Raw genomic sequence first — 16,404 nt, forward strand, 5'->3', positions numbered from 1 at the left:
CTTAAAGGAATCTTCCTTTTTTGAGCACCAGAGGGATGCCGCCGATAATGAACAGGTAACGCATATCCACAACCTTCTTCAGCTGCGCCGCGGTCCAGCCTTTGTATGTCTTATCGCCTACAACGGCAATGCCTTGTCCTTTTCCAAGGGAGGCTACGGTGCCTTTGTTGCTGAAGGAGAACTTCTTCGGCTGCTGGCTGCGGATCGCCGCCACCAGATTAAATGCGCAACATTCGCCCTGCTGCATGGCAATTTGTGCCGTCGGCGGATATGGGCGTCCTTCCGGATTAATCATCAGGGAGCCGTCGCCAATAATAAAGATATTCTCATGTCCCGGTGCGCGCAGATATTCATCTATCTTCACACGTCCGCGCATCGCTTCAAAACCGGCAGCTTCGATCAGCCGGTTGCCGCGGATTCCGCCGGTCCAGACGATTGTGGAAGCCTTGATTTCCTCACCGGTTGCGAGAATAACGCCATTCGGCAGACATTCCTTAATGGCTACTCCGATCTTGAAGGTTACCCCCTTCTTCGTAAGCACCGTCATCGCATGCTCAACCAGCTCAGGGGCAAAGCCCGGCAGCGCCGTCGGGGCCGCTTCCACGTTGTAAATATTCACCATACTAGGATCCACATCATATTCTTTGCACAGCGCAGGGATACGGTCAGCCAGCTCAGCTACAAATTCGATGCCGCTGAAACCCGCGCCGCCCACAACGAAATTGATATGCTCCTGTGCATTGTTCTCATTCTTGTATTTGGCAAATTGATATTCGATATGCTCGCGGATCAGCCGTACCGAATTGATGCTGCGAATCGTCAGCGCATATTTATCAAGTCCCGGAATGCCGAACGTTTCAGGCTCGCCGCCTAGCGCGATCACAAGGTAATCATACGAGAGCGTACCGTCCTCGAGAATGACTTTTTTCTGTTGGGTACGGATTTCCTGCACGGAAGATTTCACGAGATCAATCTTGAATTCATCAATCAGTTTGGAGATAGATACGCGTGTATGTTCAATGCTGTCCGTTCCCGCAGCAGGCATATGCAGGTGGGTAGTGAAATAGTGATACTCATGTCGGTTAACTAGCGTCACATCGGCTTCATTGTAATTCAAAGCCTTTTGCAGCCGCTGGGCAGTTAAAATACCTCCATATCCCGCGCCTAGGATAACGATTTTTGGAATACTGCTCATGTTCCGGCTCCTTCCAACAGGTAAATCTGTCTATGTGTTATTTTTTGTAAAAATATTCAGTGTTCTTTTGTGAATTTATACACTTAAATTCAGAAGAATTTCCAATTAAACTTAAAGGATTTCTAAAATAACCATATCCATTGTAAACCTTAGTACCGTTTTAATCAAATATTATCATGCGAAAAAACGTCACAATTTTCAGGTCATTTAAAGCCTTTGCAGGGTGGTCCCACAATGTTTATAATGAGTAAGTACACTAGTATGGCAAATTGAATATATCAACTCGGAGGTGTAATATTACGTGACATTAGAGCAATCCGGCGTTCCTATGAGCGACCTTCTAATTATAGGCGGCGGTCCGGCCGGCATGTTTGCTGCCTTCTACGGCGGAATGCGTCAGGCATCAGTAACCCTTATTGAAAGTATGCCCCAATTGGGAGGGCAGCTCGCTGCTCTTTATCCCGAAAAATATATTTACGATGTGGCAGGATTCCCCAAAGTTACCGGACAGGAACTGGTTGACAACCTTTCACGGCAAATGGACCTGTTCCAGTCTAACATCTGTTTGGAAGAAAAGGTCGTATCTGTCGAGAAACGTGACGAACGCCATTTCGTCGTCACTACCGATAAAGCGGAATACCATAGCAAGGCTGTCATCATTACCGCCGGCGTAGGCGCGTTTGAACCGCGTCGCCTGGAGGTAGCAGATGCACAGCGTTTTGAGAAAGCCAATCTGCATTATTTTGTAAACGATTTGAATGCATTCAAAGGCAAGAAGGTGCTGATCAGCGGCGGCGGGGATTCCGCAGTGGACTGGGCACTTATGCTGGAACCGATCGCCGAGCAGGTAACCCTGATTCACCGCCGCGATAAATTCCGCGCCCACGAGCACAGTGTAGAGAATCTCATGGCCTCCAAGGTGAAGGTAATTACCCCTTCGGAGATCACAGAGCTGCATGGTGAAGAATTTATTACCAAGGTCACCTTGTCCCATATTAAGACCAAAGAAACACAGGAAATTGAAGTCGACAGCGTAATCGTCAATTTCGGCTTCGTTTCTTCTCTTGGACCTATCGCTGAATGGGGCATTAACATCGAGAGCAACTCCATCGTTGTTGACTCGCGTATGGAAACAAGCATTCCGGGAATCTTCGCTGCCGGCGATATTACCACCTATCCGGGCAAGCTGAAGCTGATCGCTGTAGGATTCGGCGAGGCGCCTACCGCTGTGAACAATGCCAAGGTATATATCGACCCTGAAGCCAAGCTTTCACCGGGACACAGCAGCAATCTTAAGCTTTAAGCCAACTGCCAATACTTTCACAAAATAAAAGGGTATCCTTTCAGGTTGATTCCACTTCAACTTGAAAAGATACCCTATTTAGTGCCGCTTGCGGTTAAAGATAAGCAGCTGCTGCAGAAATTTTCTATGATTTTTAATGTAGAACCGCATGTACTGGAGAGTGTAAGTTCCGTTTGCGAATTTCAGCGAGTAAAAGAGCGATGAAATCATGCTCTAATTGGAGCTCTATAGCTCTCTGATAAGAGTCCAACAACATCTCATCCGACAATTCAACCATAACGTTCACCTACCTTTCCTTTATTTGGATCTGAATCTATCATAGCAAACTATCATTTTTCGAACAAGCGTTCTCATTATCCACAGCCAGCTGTGGAAATCCTGTGCATAATATGTGAGTAAGGGTTGCGAAGGCCCATGCTGCGCAGTGGACTATGGGGATAATAGTTATGCACAGGAACAAATCACAGAATATTCAGCAAAAATATTTTTGTTATGTTCAAATATTTAACATTTATTACCTCATATTACCTCATGAGCGGCATAACTAAACGCTATTCTATCTTATTACTATTACTATCGTCAATTCTTAAAATAATGTTTATTTATTGTGGTCTTGTATTCACTTCCAGAATCCAAATTTTCCCGGAATTATCTATAGCATAATCAAAGCCCAACTCGCCTATTCCCGGAAAATGACGTTCCATCAGCTCTGTACATACCAAGGTTAGACGCCGCATCTCCGCTTTTTTGGTGGCCGTTCTGTTGCGGGGCAACGATTTTCTCAGCCCTTCACGGCAGCTCATCATCGTTCCGCCCTTGCACAGGTTGGTCACGAACAGCCCCGGACGAGCTAATCTTCCCACCATGGAGCGAAACTCCCAACGGGCTCCGTTCTTTACTACCTTAACCCGGTAATCAATCGGGCGCCCGGCAATCCGGGCCAGTGAGATACCCTGCTGCATCAAATATTTCCGTCTTACCTTTACACGCTCGAGCGCCTGCCTCATGGAAGAGAAATCCCGGAACACGCGTGTTTTGTCCATATATGTGAAGCCGTACCCACGCCCGTCCAGAAACACTTTAATTACCCCGTAACCCCCGCCGCCTACGACAGGTTTAATCACAACATTCCCATAACTTCTCAGCATTTTAAGCAGCCCGGCAGCACTGTATTCCCTTGTTCTCGGAATGTAACCGGCAACCCGCGCATCGCTAAGCAGCGCTTCGGTCTTCAGCCATTTGCTGGCCAGTTGTCTTCCCGCCATTGTAATCCCGCTCCTTTCGCATTCCCAGCCTACCCTATACATTACTCAGGAGCGGCCCCGCCTTCCTGTATGATTGTCCGTGTAAGAAGGCGTTCACAGCAAAAAAGGGCATATGGCTCCGGGGCCGTATGTCCTGGGACTTTATCCGCACTGCGCTGTATTCATCCGCATCATCCGACAATCATTTTTTCGACGGCAACAGCGCGGTTATTTTGACGATTCAATAGAAATGATTCGATATAGAGCCTCTGCAGACTAACTGGAATAATCTTAAAATTCATTGTATTATTGCGGTAAGAGGAGGGATCCTTAGTGGCACAATTGTTCGAGGTATTGTATTGGGTGGCTATGGTTGGCATGTCTGTTGTATTGGCGGGTACCACCATCCTTGTCTGCGCGCTCGGCTTCAAGTTTATAAAAGACCGCCGCAGAGTGCTTGGCGCCAGTTGTATCGCCTTCTCCATGGGGGCTGCCGCTTTAATCGTGTTTATGATTAACTTCAAGTTTATCCTTCCGGCCTGATTGCGGCGATCGTTTCACTCCTTCATTGCAGATACTATACTCTATGAAGGAGTGAGAGGATGGCTTGTGCAGATGGACAGCTTCATTCGCTGAGATCTATTAACTACTTATATAGAAGCAATTGCTATCCCCAGGCAGGTAATAGGCAATATCGCTGTAAAAGAGGGTTCATCCCTATTCCCGTACTTTACGGCCCGATCAGCTTTCTCTTAAAGACAACAATGACATCTTTGGAAGCCCCCTGTGCCTGGCTGGTGTCAAAACAGGATACAAGCTCCCAGCCCTCCTTACCATAAAAATTCAGTTCCTCCTGAAATTCCGAATCATCAACTCTGCCGCCCCAAAATCCGCCGGTCTTAAATTTAATTGTTTTGTATTCCCATCGCTCCATGTGTCCGCTCCTTTCTTACTGCCCCCAATACCGGGAATTAAAGCAATAACCTATCTCTCCCTGGCCCTGCTCAGGCGTATGAATTCCGCAGCCGCCAATCAGCTGGTTGGTCTCTTTCAGAACCACTGCAAATTCAAAAACTTTACGCGGTTCCTGATGCTGCTGGCTGATTGTTAAATGAAGATAGGCTCTTGTTTCCTCTTCCGTGTTGGGCCCCCACATCATATGCTCTACTACCCTTGGGTCCGATGCGTAGCTGTGAACTGCTGCACAATCCCCGGGCGAAAACTCCCTGATCATCAGCCGTTGTGTTTCAATGATCAATTCAGGTCACTTCCTTAATAGTAGTAATGCACCGCATGGTTCATTTATGCTCTCCAGTATATCAGGCACACTAAATATTGGAAATGCAAAAAGACTCCAAGGCGATTACCTTGAAGTCTCATTCTGCACGTCATGAAGGGTGTTACAAACGTTTCTCTGGCGTTTTGCGAAAAGTACGTTTTAGCAAAAGCACCAAGAAAACCAGTACAAAAACAATAAAAAAAGCTGTCAGGAAAAGTCCTGTGCCTACCCAAAAGCCGTAATCAAAAAGGCCTGCAACCTCTTCTGGTGTGAAGATAAGATTGATTACTGTTGGAATAGTTATAAATATCAAAGCGTATATTAACGCCTCTTTCAGTATCTTTGACACTAAACGGCCCTTCCCATTCAGCAAGGCTCAGCCGCAGGCTTGCCAGCATCGTCCTTCGTACGGAAGGAGGAACCGCAACCGCAGGTGGCGGTGGCATTCGGGTTATTAATGGTGAACCCGCCGGTCATGCCGGATTCTTCGAAGTCAATCTCAAGACCGTTGAGATAACGGATGTCGTCCTTACTTACAACTACCTTGAGGTCAGCGACATCCAGGTAGACATCCTGCTCGCTCTCGTTATCGTCAAAGCCCATGGCGTAGGAGAACCCGCTGCAGCCCCCCGGTGTTACGCCAAGGCGAAGGAACATGTTGGGCAGCTCCTGCTCAGCCAGCATTGTCTTGAGTTGTTCTGCAGCTGTTTCACTAATTGTAATCATGATCTCAACCTCCTGAAAGTTTGTTAGCCTATCTGCTTCTTATGCTATGACAGCCTTCCGGCCAAAAGTAATTTTCTATATTAAATTAAGTATACCCCACTCTTCCCATGCCCTCAAGTCATATCTGCTGCCTTGGATACGATTTATCCGCTCTATACTTCAAGTCTCAGCGGTTGCTCACCCTTGGAGAGAGGTTTATAATAGGGGAAGCGATATACGTAAAAATTCGGAAAATTGTCACGGAGGCCATCAAAGCCTCCATTTTTTACGCTGGACATCACGTGTTTTAGCAATTTTCGGTTACGATTCTGCGGGTGCATTCACCTCGCCAAACCTTCAGGAGGAAATCATATGTCTACTCTTATCACACCCCACACAGACGCCAGAATGGCAAACATTATCGAAAAGGTTCGCGGCGGAGAACGATTAAATTTGGAAGACGGCGTTTATTTATATGAGAGCAACGATTTGCTCACGATCGGCCAGCTGGCTAATGAAGTCAACCAGCGCAAGAATGGAAACAAGGTATATTTTATCGAAAACATGAGCCTTTATTTCACCAATGTTTGCGAATCCCACTGTGCATTCTGCAATTTCCGCAAGGATGACGGAGAGGAAGGCGCTTATACCCTTTCCGGTCAGGAAATGGTGCAATATGTCGAACAGCATATTCATCCCGGCGTACGCGAATTCCATATTGTCGGCGGCCATAATGATAAGGTGCCCTTCCAATATTACGTTGATTCGCTGAAAGCTCTGCATGAGCGGTTTCCTGAAGTTACCTTAAAAGCTTATACTGCGGCGGAAATTGACTTTTTCACCCGGATCAGCGGACTCAGCATCCGTGAAGTACTGGAGCAGCTGCGCGCAGCCGGACTCCAATCGCTTACCGGAGGCGGAGCTGAAATTCTCTCTGACCAATACCGTAAAAAAATGCGCGTTGATAAAGCAAACGTCGAAGAGTATCTGGAAGTGCACCGGGTTGCCCATCAGATGGGCATGAAGACGCACACCACCATGCTCTACGGCTCCATCGAATCGCACGAGGACCGCATCCGCCATATGCTGCAAATCCGCGAGCTGCAGGATGAAACGAACGGATTTATGGTATTTATCCCGTTGTCCATGCAGCCCAAGAACAAAAACGCCGGGATTATGCGCCGCAATTCCGCGTACGAAGATCTTAAGACAATTGCGATCAGCCGTTTGATGCTGGATAATATTGACCATATTAAAGCTTACTTCATTAATATTGGCGCGCAGCTGACTCAGGTTGCCCTAAGCTTCGGAGCTTCCGACGTGCATGGCACGATCTTAAAAGAACGGATCAGTCACGCCGCAGGTGCTTTAACTCCTGAAGGTCTGACACGTGAAGAATTGATCTGGCTCGTAAAAGGCGCCGGACGGATTCCGGTTGAACGGGATACCTTCTACAATGAAATTAAGGTTTACGAATAATTAAACAACTGAGTTAGCCGGAATTATCCTTCGCTGCTGCAAAAACCATATTTGAGCACTACTCGAAAGGAAGATCGGTCTGCATGAGAACATTACTCGTCCTGGGCGGCGGCTACGGCGGCCTTGCCCTTATCCAAGAACTGCTCAACAACCATCTCCCTCATGATATGGAGATCGTCCTAATCGACCGGATGCCTTATCAGGGAATCAAGACAGAGTATTATGCGCTTGCTGCAGGGACGGTGAACGATTACCATTTACGCATCCAGTTTCCCGTGCATCCGCGTCTGACCGTCCGATATGGTGAAGTAGGCTCCATTGATCTGGAGAGCAGAATGATATTCATGGAGACCGGTGAGCCGGTTTCCTATGATATCCTGGCGATCGCTCTCGGCTGTACAGATAACTATCATGGCATTCAAGGAGCAGAGCAATATACCTGCAGTATCCAGAGCTTCTCAGAAACGCGGGAAACGTATCGGCGGCTGAATGATGTGAAGCCTTACGGAACGGTTAATATTGTAGGCGGGGGATTAAGCGGAGTGGAAATTGCCGCAGAGCTGCGTGAAAGCCGTCCTGACCTGAATATTTCCATACTGGATCGCGGGGAACGCGTGCTGTCGGCTTTTCCGGCGAAGCTGTCCAAGTATGTGGAGGAATGGTTCAGCGAACACCATGTCGAAACACTGGGCAAAATTTCCGTATCCCATGTAGAAAAGGATGCCATCTATAATGGCACCCAGGCTATTCCTGCTGATGTTACCGTATGGACCGCCGGAATCCAGCCGGTCCGGGTAGTCCAGCAGCTCGAAGTAGCGAAAGACCGCAGTGGCCGGATCATGCTGGACCAATATTACAATATAGCGGATTATCCGGAAGTGTACGTGCTCGGCGACTGTGCCAGCCTTCCGTTCGCTCCAAGTGCTCAGGCAGCCGGAGCGCAAGGGGAACAGGTAGCACATGTCCTTCAGGCGCTGTGGCGCGGCGAAACGCCGAAGCTCCATGCGATCAAGCTAAAGGGAACGCTGGGTTCCCTGGGCAAACATGCCGGTTTCGGGCTGATGGGCCGCCGCTCCGTCATGGGACGTGTCCCCCGTCTGCTGAAAAGCGGCGTACTTTGGATGTCCAAACGGCCTTTGGGTTAAATTAAGGTAGGCCAAGGATAGGACTAGCCTTTGGCTAGTCCAGTTCCAGATTGTCCCATGCTTCCTGTTCCTTAATAGCGGCCTCGATGGCTGCTTCCAGTTCCTCCGGAGAAGCTGCTTCAATAATCTCGCCGTCAACCATGGCGAATGGCTGCAGGTAGCACTCGCCGCAGTTGTTCAGACAACCGTATTCAATGACATCGTATTCCGGATTTTGTTCCAGCTTTTTTTTCAGCGGTTCCGTGCCATGGCCAATATTACTGGCACAAAATTCAATAATTGGTCTCATGATGCTCTCCCTATTCTGCACTAACCATTTTATTTTTTAACTTTTTGTACTATAATGAACTTATGAAAGGAGTGATTGAGAAATGAGTGAGAATGTACAAAGCACCACCATGTATGATGAAGTACTGGAAGTGCTCGATAAACTTCGTCCGTTCCTGCAGCGCGATGGCGGTGACGTCGAACTGATCGATGTTGAAGACGGCATTGTTAAGTTGAAGCTTATGGGTGCCTGCGGCAGTTGCCCTAGCTCCACGATCACGTTGAAAGCCGGGATCGAACGCGCCCTCCTTGAAGAAGTAGAAGGCGTAGAAGAAGTTGTTCAAGTATTCTAATCCCGTTTGATACCGATCCCGGATCTTCTGAGAAGAAGACCCGGGATTTTTTTGAACTATAAGAATTTATAGGCTTCACACTATAAATTATCTTTCTATTTCTCGCTGTAACGGATACCGTCCTTTTGAGGACGGCGAAGCCATTTCCACTTGTTATATGTATTATAGAGGATTTCACATTTTGCAACAACCGGAGTGCTAAAAAACCCGCATGCCTATTTCTGGCATGCGGGGTTTTCCGTCGTTGTAATTCTGTTAAGTCAGCTAAGGCAGCAGCTTAAAATGCAGGGATAATCGCACCTTCGTATTTCTCTTCGATAAATGCTTTAGCTTCCGCAGAGTTCAGCGCTGCAGCCAGCTTCTGGATAGCATCGGAATCCTTGTTATCAGGACGGGATACCAGCAGGTTGGCGTAAGGGGAATCTGCTCCTTCAATGAACAATGCATCTTTGGTTGGAACAAGGCCGGCTTCAAGTGCAAAGTTGGTGTTGATCAGAGCAATATCGACTTCATCAAGCTGGCGTGGCAGCATTGCTGCATCCAATTCAATGATCTCAAGTTTCTTTTTGTTTTCGGTAATATCCGCTTTGGTGGAAGTGATATTAGTGTCGTCTTTCAAGGTGATCAGGCCGTTTTTAGCCAGCAGGATCAGAGCGCGTCCACCGTTGGTGGCATCGTTCGGAATGGCTACTTTCGCGCCGTCAGCCAGTTCATCAATCGATTTGATTTTTTTGGAATAAGCGCCGAAAGGTTCAACGTGAACAGCAGTTACCGGTACCAGTTCTGAGCCGTTCTTTTTGTTCTGGTCATCAAGGTAAGGCTTGTGCTGGAAGAAGTTCGCATCCAGTGCCTTTTCGGCAAGCTGTGTGTTCGGCAGGATATAGTCTGTAAATTCTTTGATCTCCAGCTTGATGCCTTGTGCTTCAAGCAGCGGAGCGATAGCCTTGAGAATTTCAGCATGCGGTACAGGAGATGCGCCGACCACGAGGGTTACAGGTTCTGCAGCCGGTTCGGTCGTTGGCTCTGCAGAAGCATCTGTTGTTGGTGCATTCGTTGCGGCGGAATTGGCCACGTTATTGGTATTGTTATTGTTGCCGCAAGCAGCCAGCACCAATACCAAGGTCAAGCTGAAAAATGTGAGCAGTACTTTCTTCATCTGTAAATCCCCCTTTATTAAATGTATGAATAAGGCTATATATGGACGTACCTTATTTCCGGGTAAAAAATTTGACCAGCCGGTCTCCAGCCATTTGCAGCAACTGAACTAGTATAACCATCAGCACTACGGAGATAATCATAACTTCTTTCTCATACCGGTAATAACCGTAGCGGATTGCCAGATCACCAAGACCTCCGCCGCCGATCATCCCCGACATCGCGGTGTAGGAAACGAGCGTAACGAGAGTGATGGTCACTCCGGCAAGCAAGCCTGGACGAGCCTCGGGCAAAAGTACACGCATAACGATCTGCCTTGTGGAAGCTCCCATTCCTTGTGCTGCTTCAATCACGCCCCGGTCAACCTCACGCAGTGCCGTCTCCACCAGTCTGGCAAAAAACGGAGCCGCACCGATGACCAGCGCCGGGATCGTACCGAGCACACCTATCGAAGTCCCCATAATCGACTTGCTGAAAGGAATCAATGCTACCATTAGAATGAGAAATGGAACGGAACGCAGGATGTTTACAAGCAGCGATAATACCGAGTAAATTACCCTGATAACAATGTTATTTGATCTTCCCCATAAATATAACACAATTCCGAGTGGTAAACCAAGAATAATTGTGAATATTCCGGAAAATGCCAACATTTTTAATGTAGCCACTGTAGCATCAAGCATTTCTTCCCAATTAATTGTATTAAAATTCAAGCCGCCCACTATGAAATCACCTCCACATCAAGCCCCTGCGCCGTTAACTCGGCGACTGTGGCTTCAACCGCTTCAGGCGACCCTTCAAAACGGACAATCAGCTGGCCGTAAGGCACATCTTTAATTGTGGAGATTGTCCCCTGCAAAATCGCAAAGTTGACCCCGGTATCGCGGGCTACATGGGACAAGGTAGACTCGTACGTTTTTTGTCCCAAAAAGGTAATCTTGACGGCCTTGCCGAATTCACCATTCACTGCATCAATGGCCGCCCGAAGAGGCCCGTCCTGCTGAGTTTCACTACGGATAAACTCCTTGGTTACTTCATGCTTGGGCTTCAGGAATACCTCTGCGACATTCCCCTGCTCGATAATACCGCCGCCATGAATGACTGCGACCCGGTCACAGATGCTCTGTATGACATGCATTTCATGCGTAATCAGCACAATCGTCAGATTAAATCGCTTGTTGATATCGAGCAGCAGACGCAGGATGGAATCCGTTGTCTGCGGATCCAGCGCCGAGGTCGCTTCGTCGCATAGCAGCACATCGGGATCACTAGCCAAGGCACGGGCCACGCCCACCCGCTGCTTCTGTCCACCGGACAGCTGGGCAGGATATTTGTTCAGATGTTGTTCGAGACCAACCAGTGTTATCAGTTCCTTCACTTTATGGTCAATTTCTTTTCCCGGAGTGCCCATCAGCCGCAGCGGAAAGGCGATATTATCGTATACCGTAGCCGAAGTGAGCAAATTGAAATGCTGAAAAATCATCCCGATTTTACGCCGCTGCACCTGCAATTGCCTCTGATTCAGCGCCGTCAGATCCACACCGTTCACCCATACCTCACCCTCTGTCGGACGCTCCAGCAGGTTAATGCAGCGGATTAGGGTGCTTTTTCCCGCTCCAGAATGGCCGATTACTCCAAAAACCTCACCTTTTTTGATGGACAGGTTCAGATCCCAGAGCGCTGTAGCGGCCTTGCTGCCTTTTCCGTAGACCTTGGTTAAACCTTTTAGCTCTATCAATTACTGTCCCCCTCTCTTTATTTCTATTCCTATAACATCAAAAAGACCTCTTACGATCGATTGCAGATCGCAAGAGGCCCTGTGCGTTTATTAACAATGCCTTCTCATCTGCCAAAGACCGCAAACCGCGCGGTATTGTAGGAATTAGCACCATGACATTCATCTAAAACGCGGATTGACGCGCATTACACAAATCGGTTGCCGGGCTTCATCGGGCCTATCCCTCCGCCGCTCTCGATAAGATTATGATATGAAATTAGTTGCCGTTTTTCTGTGAGAAACGAATGCATGCCTAAGTATAGTAAGTTTCAGGTTTTTTGTCAAAGGGAAAGTTTTACTTAGAGCCGTCTCTTGCTTTCAAAGCTGCCGCGTTTTTACGCCACTGCTCATTGCTGTAACGGAACGAAGCGCTTAAAGATTTGCACACCATCTCAAGGCACTGCTTCAAATCCTCCAGATGACTGTCCAAATCTTCAAGCTGAATTTTGTCATGCAGCCCTTGATGTCTTTGCCAGAGATCATCCTGCATTTCCGCATTCATATAATGAATTTCGGCGTTGCGGCGTTTGCGCAGATTCTGCAGCGGCTCCCGGTAAGAGTTCTTGATATTCTCCAGTTCTTCCGCCAGCGGCGCATGCGCTTTGAGCAATTGAAATTGCCGCAGCACGGTGAAATATGAGAAATGGGCTTTGACCTTGGTCGTGTTGAGATTATACAGACTGTTCAATACAGTTCCAAGCTTGTCCAGCAGTGAGAAGACACGAATAAAGCCATTTTTATAAAAATAAACGTACCGGGCATAATCGCCCTGCTCGATCACTGTCATATCATCCATATAACCGGCAACAACCAATTTCCGGTAAAAGGCTGCCGCGAACCAGCTTTGCTCCAACTCGTCCAAGGAGGAAATCAGCCCGCGCGTCCATATCTCCAGCTTGCGGTATTCATGGTCGTGGTCCTCATGCGCGTTCATTTCCTTGCGCAGCATTGCTGCAAGCTTCGCCATGTTGTCCATGGCTTCAGCCAGTACACCGCCGTTCTCGCGCGGCGGTTCTCCCAGTAATATCCGCAGCATGTTTTGTCCTCCTTAAAGTTTTGTAAGCATTACATCCTGAAATCTACTTCGTACAAAACTCGCTTCGGAAGCATTCGCTTAGTTTTGTAAGCATTACATCCTGAATCTACTTCGCACAAAACTCGCTTCGGAAGCATTAACTTAGTTTTGTAAGCATCGGGAAATAGTTCTTCCAGTTTTGGTCGACTACCTTCACAATATCCCCGCATGGTTCCAGCTCATCCGGATAATCCGGCTTCATGCGGGCGTCGATAACAATCGGCAGCTTATAGCCAATGTGATGGCGGTTAACCTCGGATTCTGCGTAAATATCGCTCGCCGGATTAAACCGGGTGAACACAGTCCACAGAAAGGAGGTTTGCGTCTGAGCGGTTTCAGCGGCGTGATCCACCAGGATGATGAGCGGCCATTCTGTTTCCTTCTGGCGCAGTTCGGCGATCAGTCTCAGCGGAAGTTCAGGGTCGTCTATATAGGATGCACCCGATACCGTTAAACATCCTCCGCAATAAGGAACAACGCCGGTAATTCCGGGAAGCACTCCCTCATTATAGATACGGGGAAGCACCCGAACCGGGGATCCGACGCCCATCATTACGCCTTTACTGCCGCGGTTCAGCTTGTGTCCGGTATAATCCGAGGTATCTTGAGCCGTATTATTCAGCACAACCAGATCAGTTTGCGGATCGAAACGCTCCAGTACCGTCTCCAGCAGCTTGGGAAAATCGCAAAGATCCACCGGCTCATTCGTCAGCAGCAAAAATTTGGTCAAAGACAGCTGGCCTTCTCCCAGAATGCGGAAAGCCGATGCCAGCGCTTCGCGCGAATAGCTTTCGCGCACAACGGCGGATGCCAGCGAATGCGAGCCGGCTTCGGTATAAGACCACAGCGCCTTGACTGACGGCATCAGCAGCGGATAGGCCGGGGACAGGAGGCGCTGAAGAAAATCCTTCAAATAATAATCCTCCTGGCGGGGTTTGCCGGCAATCGTTGCCGGATAAATCGCATCCTTGCGGTGCCACATCCGCTGAACATGCAGGACAGGGAAATCATGCTGCCGGGAATAATATCCATAGGGATCTCCGAAAGGTCCCTCCGGGCGACGCTCCAGCGGCGTTACAAGACCGCGGATGGCGAATTCGGATTCAGCGGGAATCCGGTGTCCGCCCATGGGATCCTTAACCATGGGCAGCCGACGGCCCAGCATCAGCGAAGCCAGCAGCAGTTCAGGCAGCCGCTCCGGCAGGGGAGCAATGGCTGCGGCGATCAGCGCCGGCGGGCCGCCGAGAAATACGGAGACTGGCAGAGCCTCGCCGAGCAGTTCGGCCTCACGGTGATGAAAACCGCCGCCTTTATGGATTTGCCAATGGACACCTGTTGTATTGTCATCATAAATTTGCACACGGTACATTCCAAGGTTACGGTTCAACGGATTGGTAATACTCTCGGTATATACTAACGGAAGGGTGATCAGCGGCCCGCCATCCTCGTGCCAGCTTGTGATTCTGGGCAATTCCTGCAGCGGGTCGGTACTGCGGCATATGCCCAGCACAGGCGCTTCACCCTGCGGCACATCTTTGACGCCGACCTTGAGCAGATCATACAGCAGGCCTTTTTCTTTCCATATCGCCGAGGGGGTGGGCGGCAGCAAAGTTTCCACCGCCCCCGTCAGCGACTTCATCAGCTGCTCGGGCCGGGTCCCAAATGCCTGGTTTACCCTGCGGACCGTTCCGAATAAATTTGTCGCGACCGGAAAAGGGGTTCCTTTTACATGGGTAAAGAGCAATGCCGGCCCTTCTTCCCGTACCACACGCCGATGAATCTCCGCCAGTTCGAGATAGGGGTCCACCGGAGTATCAATCACAGCGAGATCCTTATCCTTTCTCAACTGCTCGATCCATTGACGCAAATTATCGTATCCCACTTTATTGTTCCTCCTCAAACCTGGCTGAGTGCCCAAAGTCTGATTGGCAGTCTTACTGAGAACTAACGATACAGGACAGACGAACATTTCCCCTGCATTTAGTTTGATTTATTCTTTCTGCTCAGCTGCCATACACGCACACTCATGTAGCACAAGACTCCGAACAGTCCAGCAATCAGCAAAATATGGGCCAGCGCAGCAAATATGTACAATTGTTCGTTATACAGCGTATGCACCACAGCCGCACCGCTGAGTACCTGCAGCAGGCAGAGCACAACTGCGGCAACGCCCAGAGCCCTCAGCTCAGGCCATGCTCTGTGTTTCCAATAGGCTAAATGTCCAAGCAGTGCGATCAGAACAAACAGCAGTGCCGCCGCAACCCGGTGTACAAACACTATGCCTACACCACCAGACAGCTCGGGAATCCATTCCCCATTGCAGAGCGGCCAGCCGGAGCAGCCTCCCTGTGAATCCGTGTGGCTAACATAAGCTCCGATATAAACGACAATATATGAATATAACGCCGTAAACCACGTTAAGTTGCGGAACCCCCGGCTTACCCCTTGCCCGTAAGCCTCCTCTACGGCTCTAGATTCATGCCGCCGCTTCGTACCCAGCGCGAGCATGAGTGAGCTGGCGAAAGCTATTAAAGAGAAGCCCATATGCAGCGCCATCACCGCAGCAGACTGCGCTTGCATGACCGCGAGCGCTCCCATTCCACCCTGTACAACTACAAAAAAGAGGGTCAGCCCAGCATAAACAAGCAGTTCCTTCTGTCTGCGGGCATAACGCCAAAAAGCAAACATCGATATTAACGACACCAAACCCGCCAACCCGCTGAACAAGCGGTGGGTATACTCAATCATTGATCCCACGGTATAGGCTGGAATCAGCTTTCCGTGGCAGAGCGGCCAATCATGTCCGCACTCCAGTCCCGATCCCGTCTTCGTGACCACAGCGCCTCCAAGCAAGGCGAAAAACATTGTGAGGCAAGTGATGTAGCTAAGCGTTTTCAATTGATTTGTCGTCAATAGGATCACCCGCATTTTTCATAGGAATGAACTGGATAATATAAGGAATGAAAGATTAAAAAAAACACCGCTTCTGCTCTATCAAGGCGAAAGCGGTGTGCAAATTTCATTACTTGTGAATACTCAGATAAACCTCAAGCGCCGTATTCAGAAAATTCTCAATTTCCTCACGGGATTTGCGCAGCTTATTAACGAATCTTACAAGCTCACGGCCGTCAGTGTAAGCAACAAAGCTGGGAATTCCAAGAATGTTCTGTTCCTGGCTGACATCGCCTACCGCATCAACATCCACCTCTACAAGCGTAAGACGTCCATCGTATTTCTGCTCTACTTCAGGCATAAAAGGATCAATAAACTTGCAATCGGAGCACCAGTCCGCCTTGAATACAGCTACGCTCAAGCGCGGTGATTGAATCGCTACCTGAAATTCTGCAGGGGAAGAAATTTTATCCATGGATTATCCAATCCTTTCTTCATCATTGATTCGGTTACCCTTTAAGTGAAGCAAAATGTG

At 48.8% G+C, this 16,404-nt stretch carries 20 protein-coding genes and 1 riboswitch; of the genes, 5 read left to right on the forward strand and 15 right to left on the reverse strand.

Translation table 11 applies throughout. From position 1 onward, the window contains the following. Position 1: 1 nt before the first annotated feature. Positions 2 to 1,195 (reverse strand): NAD(P)/FAD-dependent oxidoreductase, encoded by a 1,194-nt coding sequence (locus NSS79_RS28700; RefSeq protein WP_038596116.1) that lies wholly within the window; start codon positions 1,193 to 1,195, stop codon positions 2 to 4. A 301-nt stretch (positions 1,196 to 1,496) separates the two neighbouring features. Between NSS79_RS28700 and NSS79_RS28705 the strand changes: the two genes are divergently transcribed. Continuing rightward, on the forward strand, positions 1,497 to 2,498 hold the full coding sequence (locus tag NSS79_RS28705) for an NAD(P)/FAD-dependent oxidoreductase (RefSeq protein WP_038596118.1): 1,002 nt from the start codon (positions 1,497 to 1,499) through the stop codon (positions 2,496 to 2,498). 133 nt (positions 2,499 to 2,631) lie between these two features. Here NSS79_RS28705 and sda read toward each other — a convergent pair whose 3' ends face one another. Both sda and NSS79_RS28715 read right to left on the reverse strand, forming a co-directional pair. After that, positions 2,632 to 2,775 (reverse strand): sporulation histidine kinase inhibitor Sda, encoded by a 144-nt coding sequence (gene sda, locus NSS79_RS28710; protein ID WP_076112513.1) that lies wholly within the window; start codon positions 2,773 to 2,775, stop codon positions 2,632 to 2,634. 325 nt (positions 2,776 to 3,100) lie between these two features. Next, positions 3,101 to 3,763 (reverse strand): YheC/YheD family protein, encoded by a 663-nt coding sequence (locus NSS79_RS28715; RefSeq protein WP_341119093.1) that lies wholly within the window; start codon positions 3,761 to 3,763, stop codon positions 3,101 to 3,103. A 312-nt stretch (positions 3,764 to 4,075) separates the two neighbouring features. Between NSS79_RS28715 and NSS79_RS28720 the strand changes: the two genes are divergently transcribed. Beyond that, a complete protein-coding gene (locus tag NSS79_RS28720; RefSeq protein WP_038596124.1) occupies positions 4,076 to 4,285 on the forward strand; it encodes a hypothetical protein in 210 nt (69 codons plus the stop codon). Positions 4,286 to 4,472: 187 nt separating this feature from the next. On the opposite strand, the gene NSS79_RS28725 is transcribed toward NSS79_RS28720, so the two are convergent. The 4 genes from NSS79_RS28725 to NSS79_RS28740 form a co-directional block, all read right to left on the reverse strand. After that, positions 4,473 to 4,676, reverse strand: a complete 204-nt coding sequence (locus NSS79_RS28725; protein WP_342437117.1) for a DUF4177 domain-containing protein — start codon at positions 4,674 to 4,676, stop codon at positions 4,473 to 4,475. Positions 4,677 to 4,691: 15 nt separating this feature from the next. After that, entirely contained in the window at positions 4,692 to 5,000 is a 309-nt protein-coding gene (locus tag NSS79_RS28730) for a GNAT family N-acetyltransferase (RefSeq protein ID WP_052092294.1), read from the reverse strand. Positions 5,001 to 5,142: 142 nt separating this feature from the next. Continuing rightward, positions 5,143 to 5,370, reverse strand: a complete 228-nt coding sequence (locus NSS79_RS28735) for a hypothetical protein (RefSeq protein ID WP_342437118.1) — start codon at positions 5,368 to 5,370, stop codon at positions 5,143 to 5,145. 17 nt (positions 5,371 to 5,387) lie between these two features. Further along, a complete protein-coding gene (locus NSS79_RS28740; protein ID WP_038596130.1) occupies positions 5,388 to 5,747 on the reverse strand; it encodes an iron-sulfur cluster assembly accessory protein in 360 nt (119 codons plus the stop codon). A gap of 351 nt (positions 5,748 to 6,098) precedes the next feature. Here NSS79_RS28740 and mqnE point away from each other — a divergent pair, with 351 nt between their 5' ends. Both mqnE and NSS79_RS28750 read left to right on the forward strand, forming a co-directional pair. Beyond that, the gene (gene mqnE / locus NSS79_RS28745; protein ID WP_038596132.1) at positions 6,099 to 7,205 is read left to right on the forward strand and encodes an aminofutalosine synthase MqnE; all 1,107 of its coding nucleotides are present in this window, start codon (positions 6,099 to 6,101) and stop codon (positions 7,203 to 7,205) included. 83 nt (positions 7,206 to 7,288) lie between these two features. Next, complete coding sequence (locus NSS79_RS28750; protein WP_076112517.1) at positions 7,289 to 8,350, forward strand: FAD-dependent oxidoreductase; 1,062 nt, start codon at positions 7,289 to 7,291, stop codon at positions 8,348 to 8,350. Positions 8,351 to 8,384: 34 nt separating this feature from the next. Here the strand turns inward: NSS79_RS28750 and NSS79_RS28755 are convergent, their stop codons facing one another. Continuing rightward, a complete protein-coding gene (locus NSS79_RS28755; RefSeq protein WP_038596137.1) occupies positions 8,385 to 8,639 on the reverse strand; it encodes a YuzB family protein in 255 nt (84 codons plus the stop codon). An 82-nt stretch (positions 8,640 to 8,721) separates the two neighbouring features. On the opposite strand from NSS79_RS28755, the gene NSS79_RS28760 reads away from it, so the two are divergent. After that, the gene (locus tag NSS79_RS28760; protein ID WP_038596139.1) at positions 8,722 to 8,970 is read left to right on the forward strand and encodes a NifU family protein; all 249 of its coding nucleotides are present in this window, start codon (positions 8,722 to 8,724) and stop codon (positions 8,968 to 8,970) included. 277 nt (positions 8,971 to 9,247) lie between these two features. Here the strand turns inward: NSS79_RS28760 and NSS79_RS28765 are convergent, their stop codons facing one another. The 7 genes from NSS79_RS28765 to NSS79_RS28795 form a co-directional block, all read right to left on the reverse strand. Continuing rightward, complete coding sequence (locus NSS79_RS28765; RefSeq protein WP_342437119.1) at positions 9,248 to 10,126, reverse strand: MetQ/NlpA family ABC transporter substrate-binding protein; 879 nt, start codon at positions 10,124 to 10,126, stop codon at positions 9,248 to 9,250. 52 nt (positions 10,127 to 10,178) lie between these two features. Continuing rightward, positions 10,179 to 10,847, reverse strand: coding sequence for a methionine ABC transporter permease (locus tag NSS79_RS28770; protein ID WP_342437120.1), 669 nt, complete (start codon positions 10,845 to 10,847; stop codon positions 10,179 to 10,181). Next, entirely contained in the window at positions 10,847 to 11,863 is a 1,017-nt protein-coding gene (locus NSS79_RS28775; protein ID WP_342437121.1) for a methionine ABC transporter ATP-binding protein, read from the reverse strand. The genes NSS79_RS28770 and NSS79_RS28775 overlap by 1 nt, the downstream gene beginning before the upstream one ends. Before the next feature lie 101 nt (positions 11,864 to 11,964). After that, a riboswitch (SAM riboswitch) is annotated at positions 11,965 to 12,107 on the reverse strand. Positions 12,108 to 12,197: 90 nt separating this feature from the next. Further along, positions 12,198 to 12,938, reverse strand: a complete 741-nt coding sequence (locus NSS79_RS28780) for a Cthe_2314 family HEPN domain-containing protein (RefSeq protein ID WP_341096092.1) — start codon at positions 12,936 to 12,938, stop codon at positions 12,198 to 12,200. A 136-nt stretch (positions 12,939 to 13,074) separates the two neighbouring features. Next, the gene (locus tag NSS79_RS28785) at positions 13,075 to 14,859 is read right to left on the reverse strand and encodes a UbiD family decarboxylase (RefSeq protein WP_342437122.1); all 1,785 of its coding nucleotides are present in this window, start codon (positions 14,857 to 14,859) and stop codon (positions 13,075 to 13,077) included. 98 nt (positions 14,860 to 14,957) lie between these two features. Beyond that, on the reverse strand, positions 14,958 to 15,890 hold the full coding sequence (locus tag NSS79_RS28790) for a COX15/CtaA family protein (RefSeq protein ID WP_342437123.1): 933 nt from the start codon (positions 15,888 to 15,890) through the stop codon (positions 14,958 to 14,960). Between the two features lie 109 nt (positions 15,891 to 15,999). Further along, positions 16,000 to 16,344, reverse strand: a complete 345-nt coding sequence (locus NSS79_RS28795) for a thioredoxin family protein (RefSeq protein ID WP_038596154.1) — start codon at positions 16,342 to 16,344, stop codon at positions 16,000 to 16,002. Positions 16,345 to 16,404 lie beyond the last annotated feature (60 nt).

This window comes from Paenibacillus sp. FSL L8-0436 (genome assembly GCF_038593025.1).
Lineage (GTDB): Bacteria > Bacillota > Bacilli > Paenibacillales > Paenibacillaceae > Paenibacillus_AQ.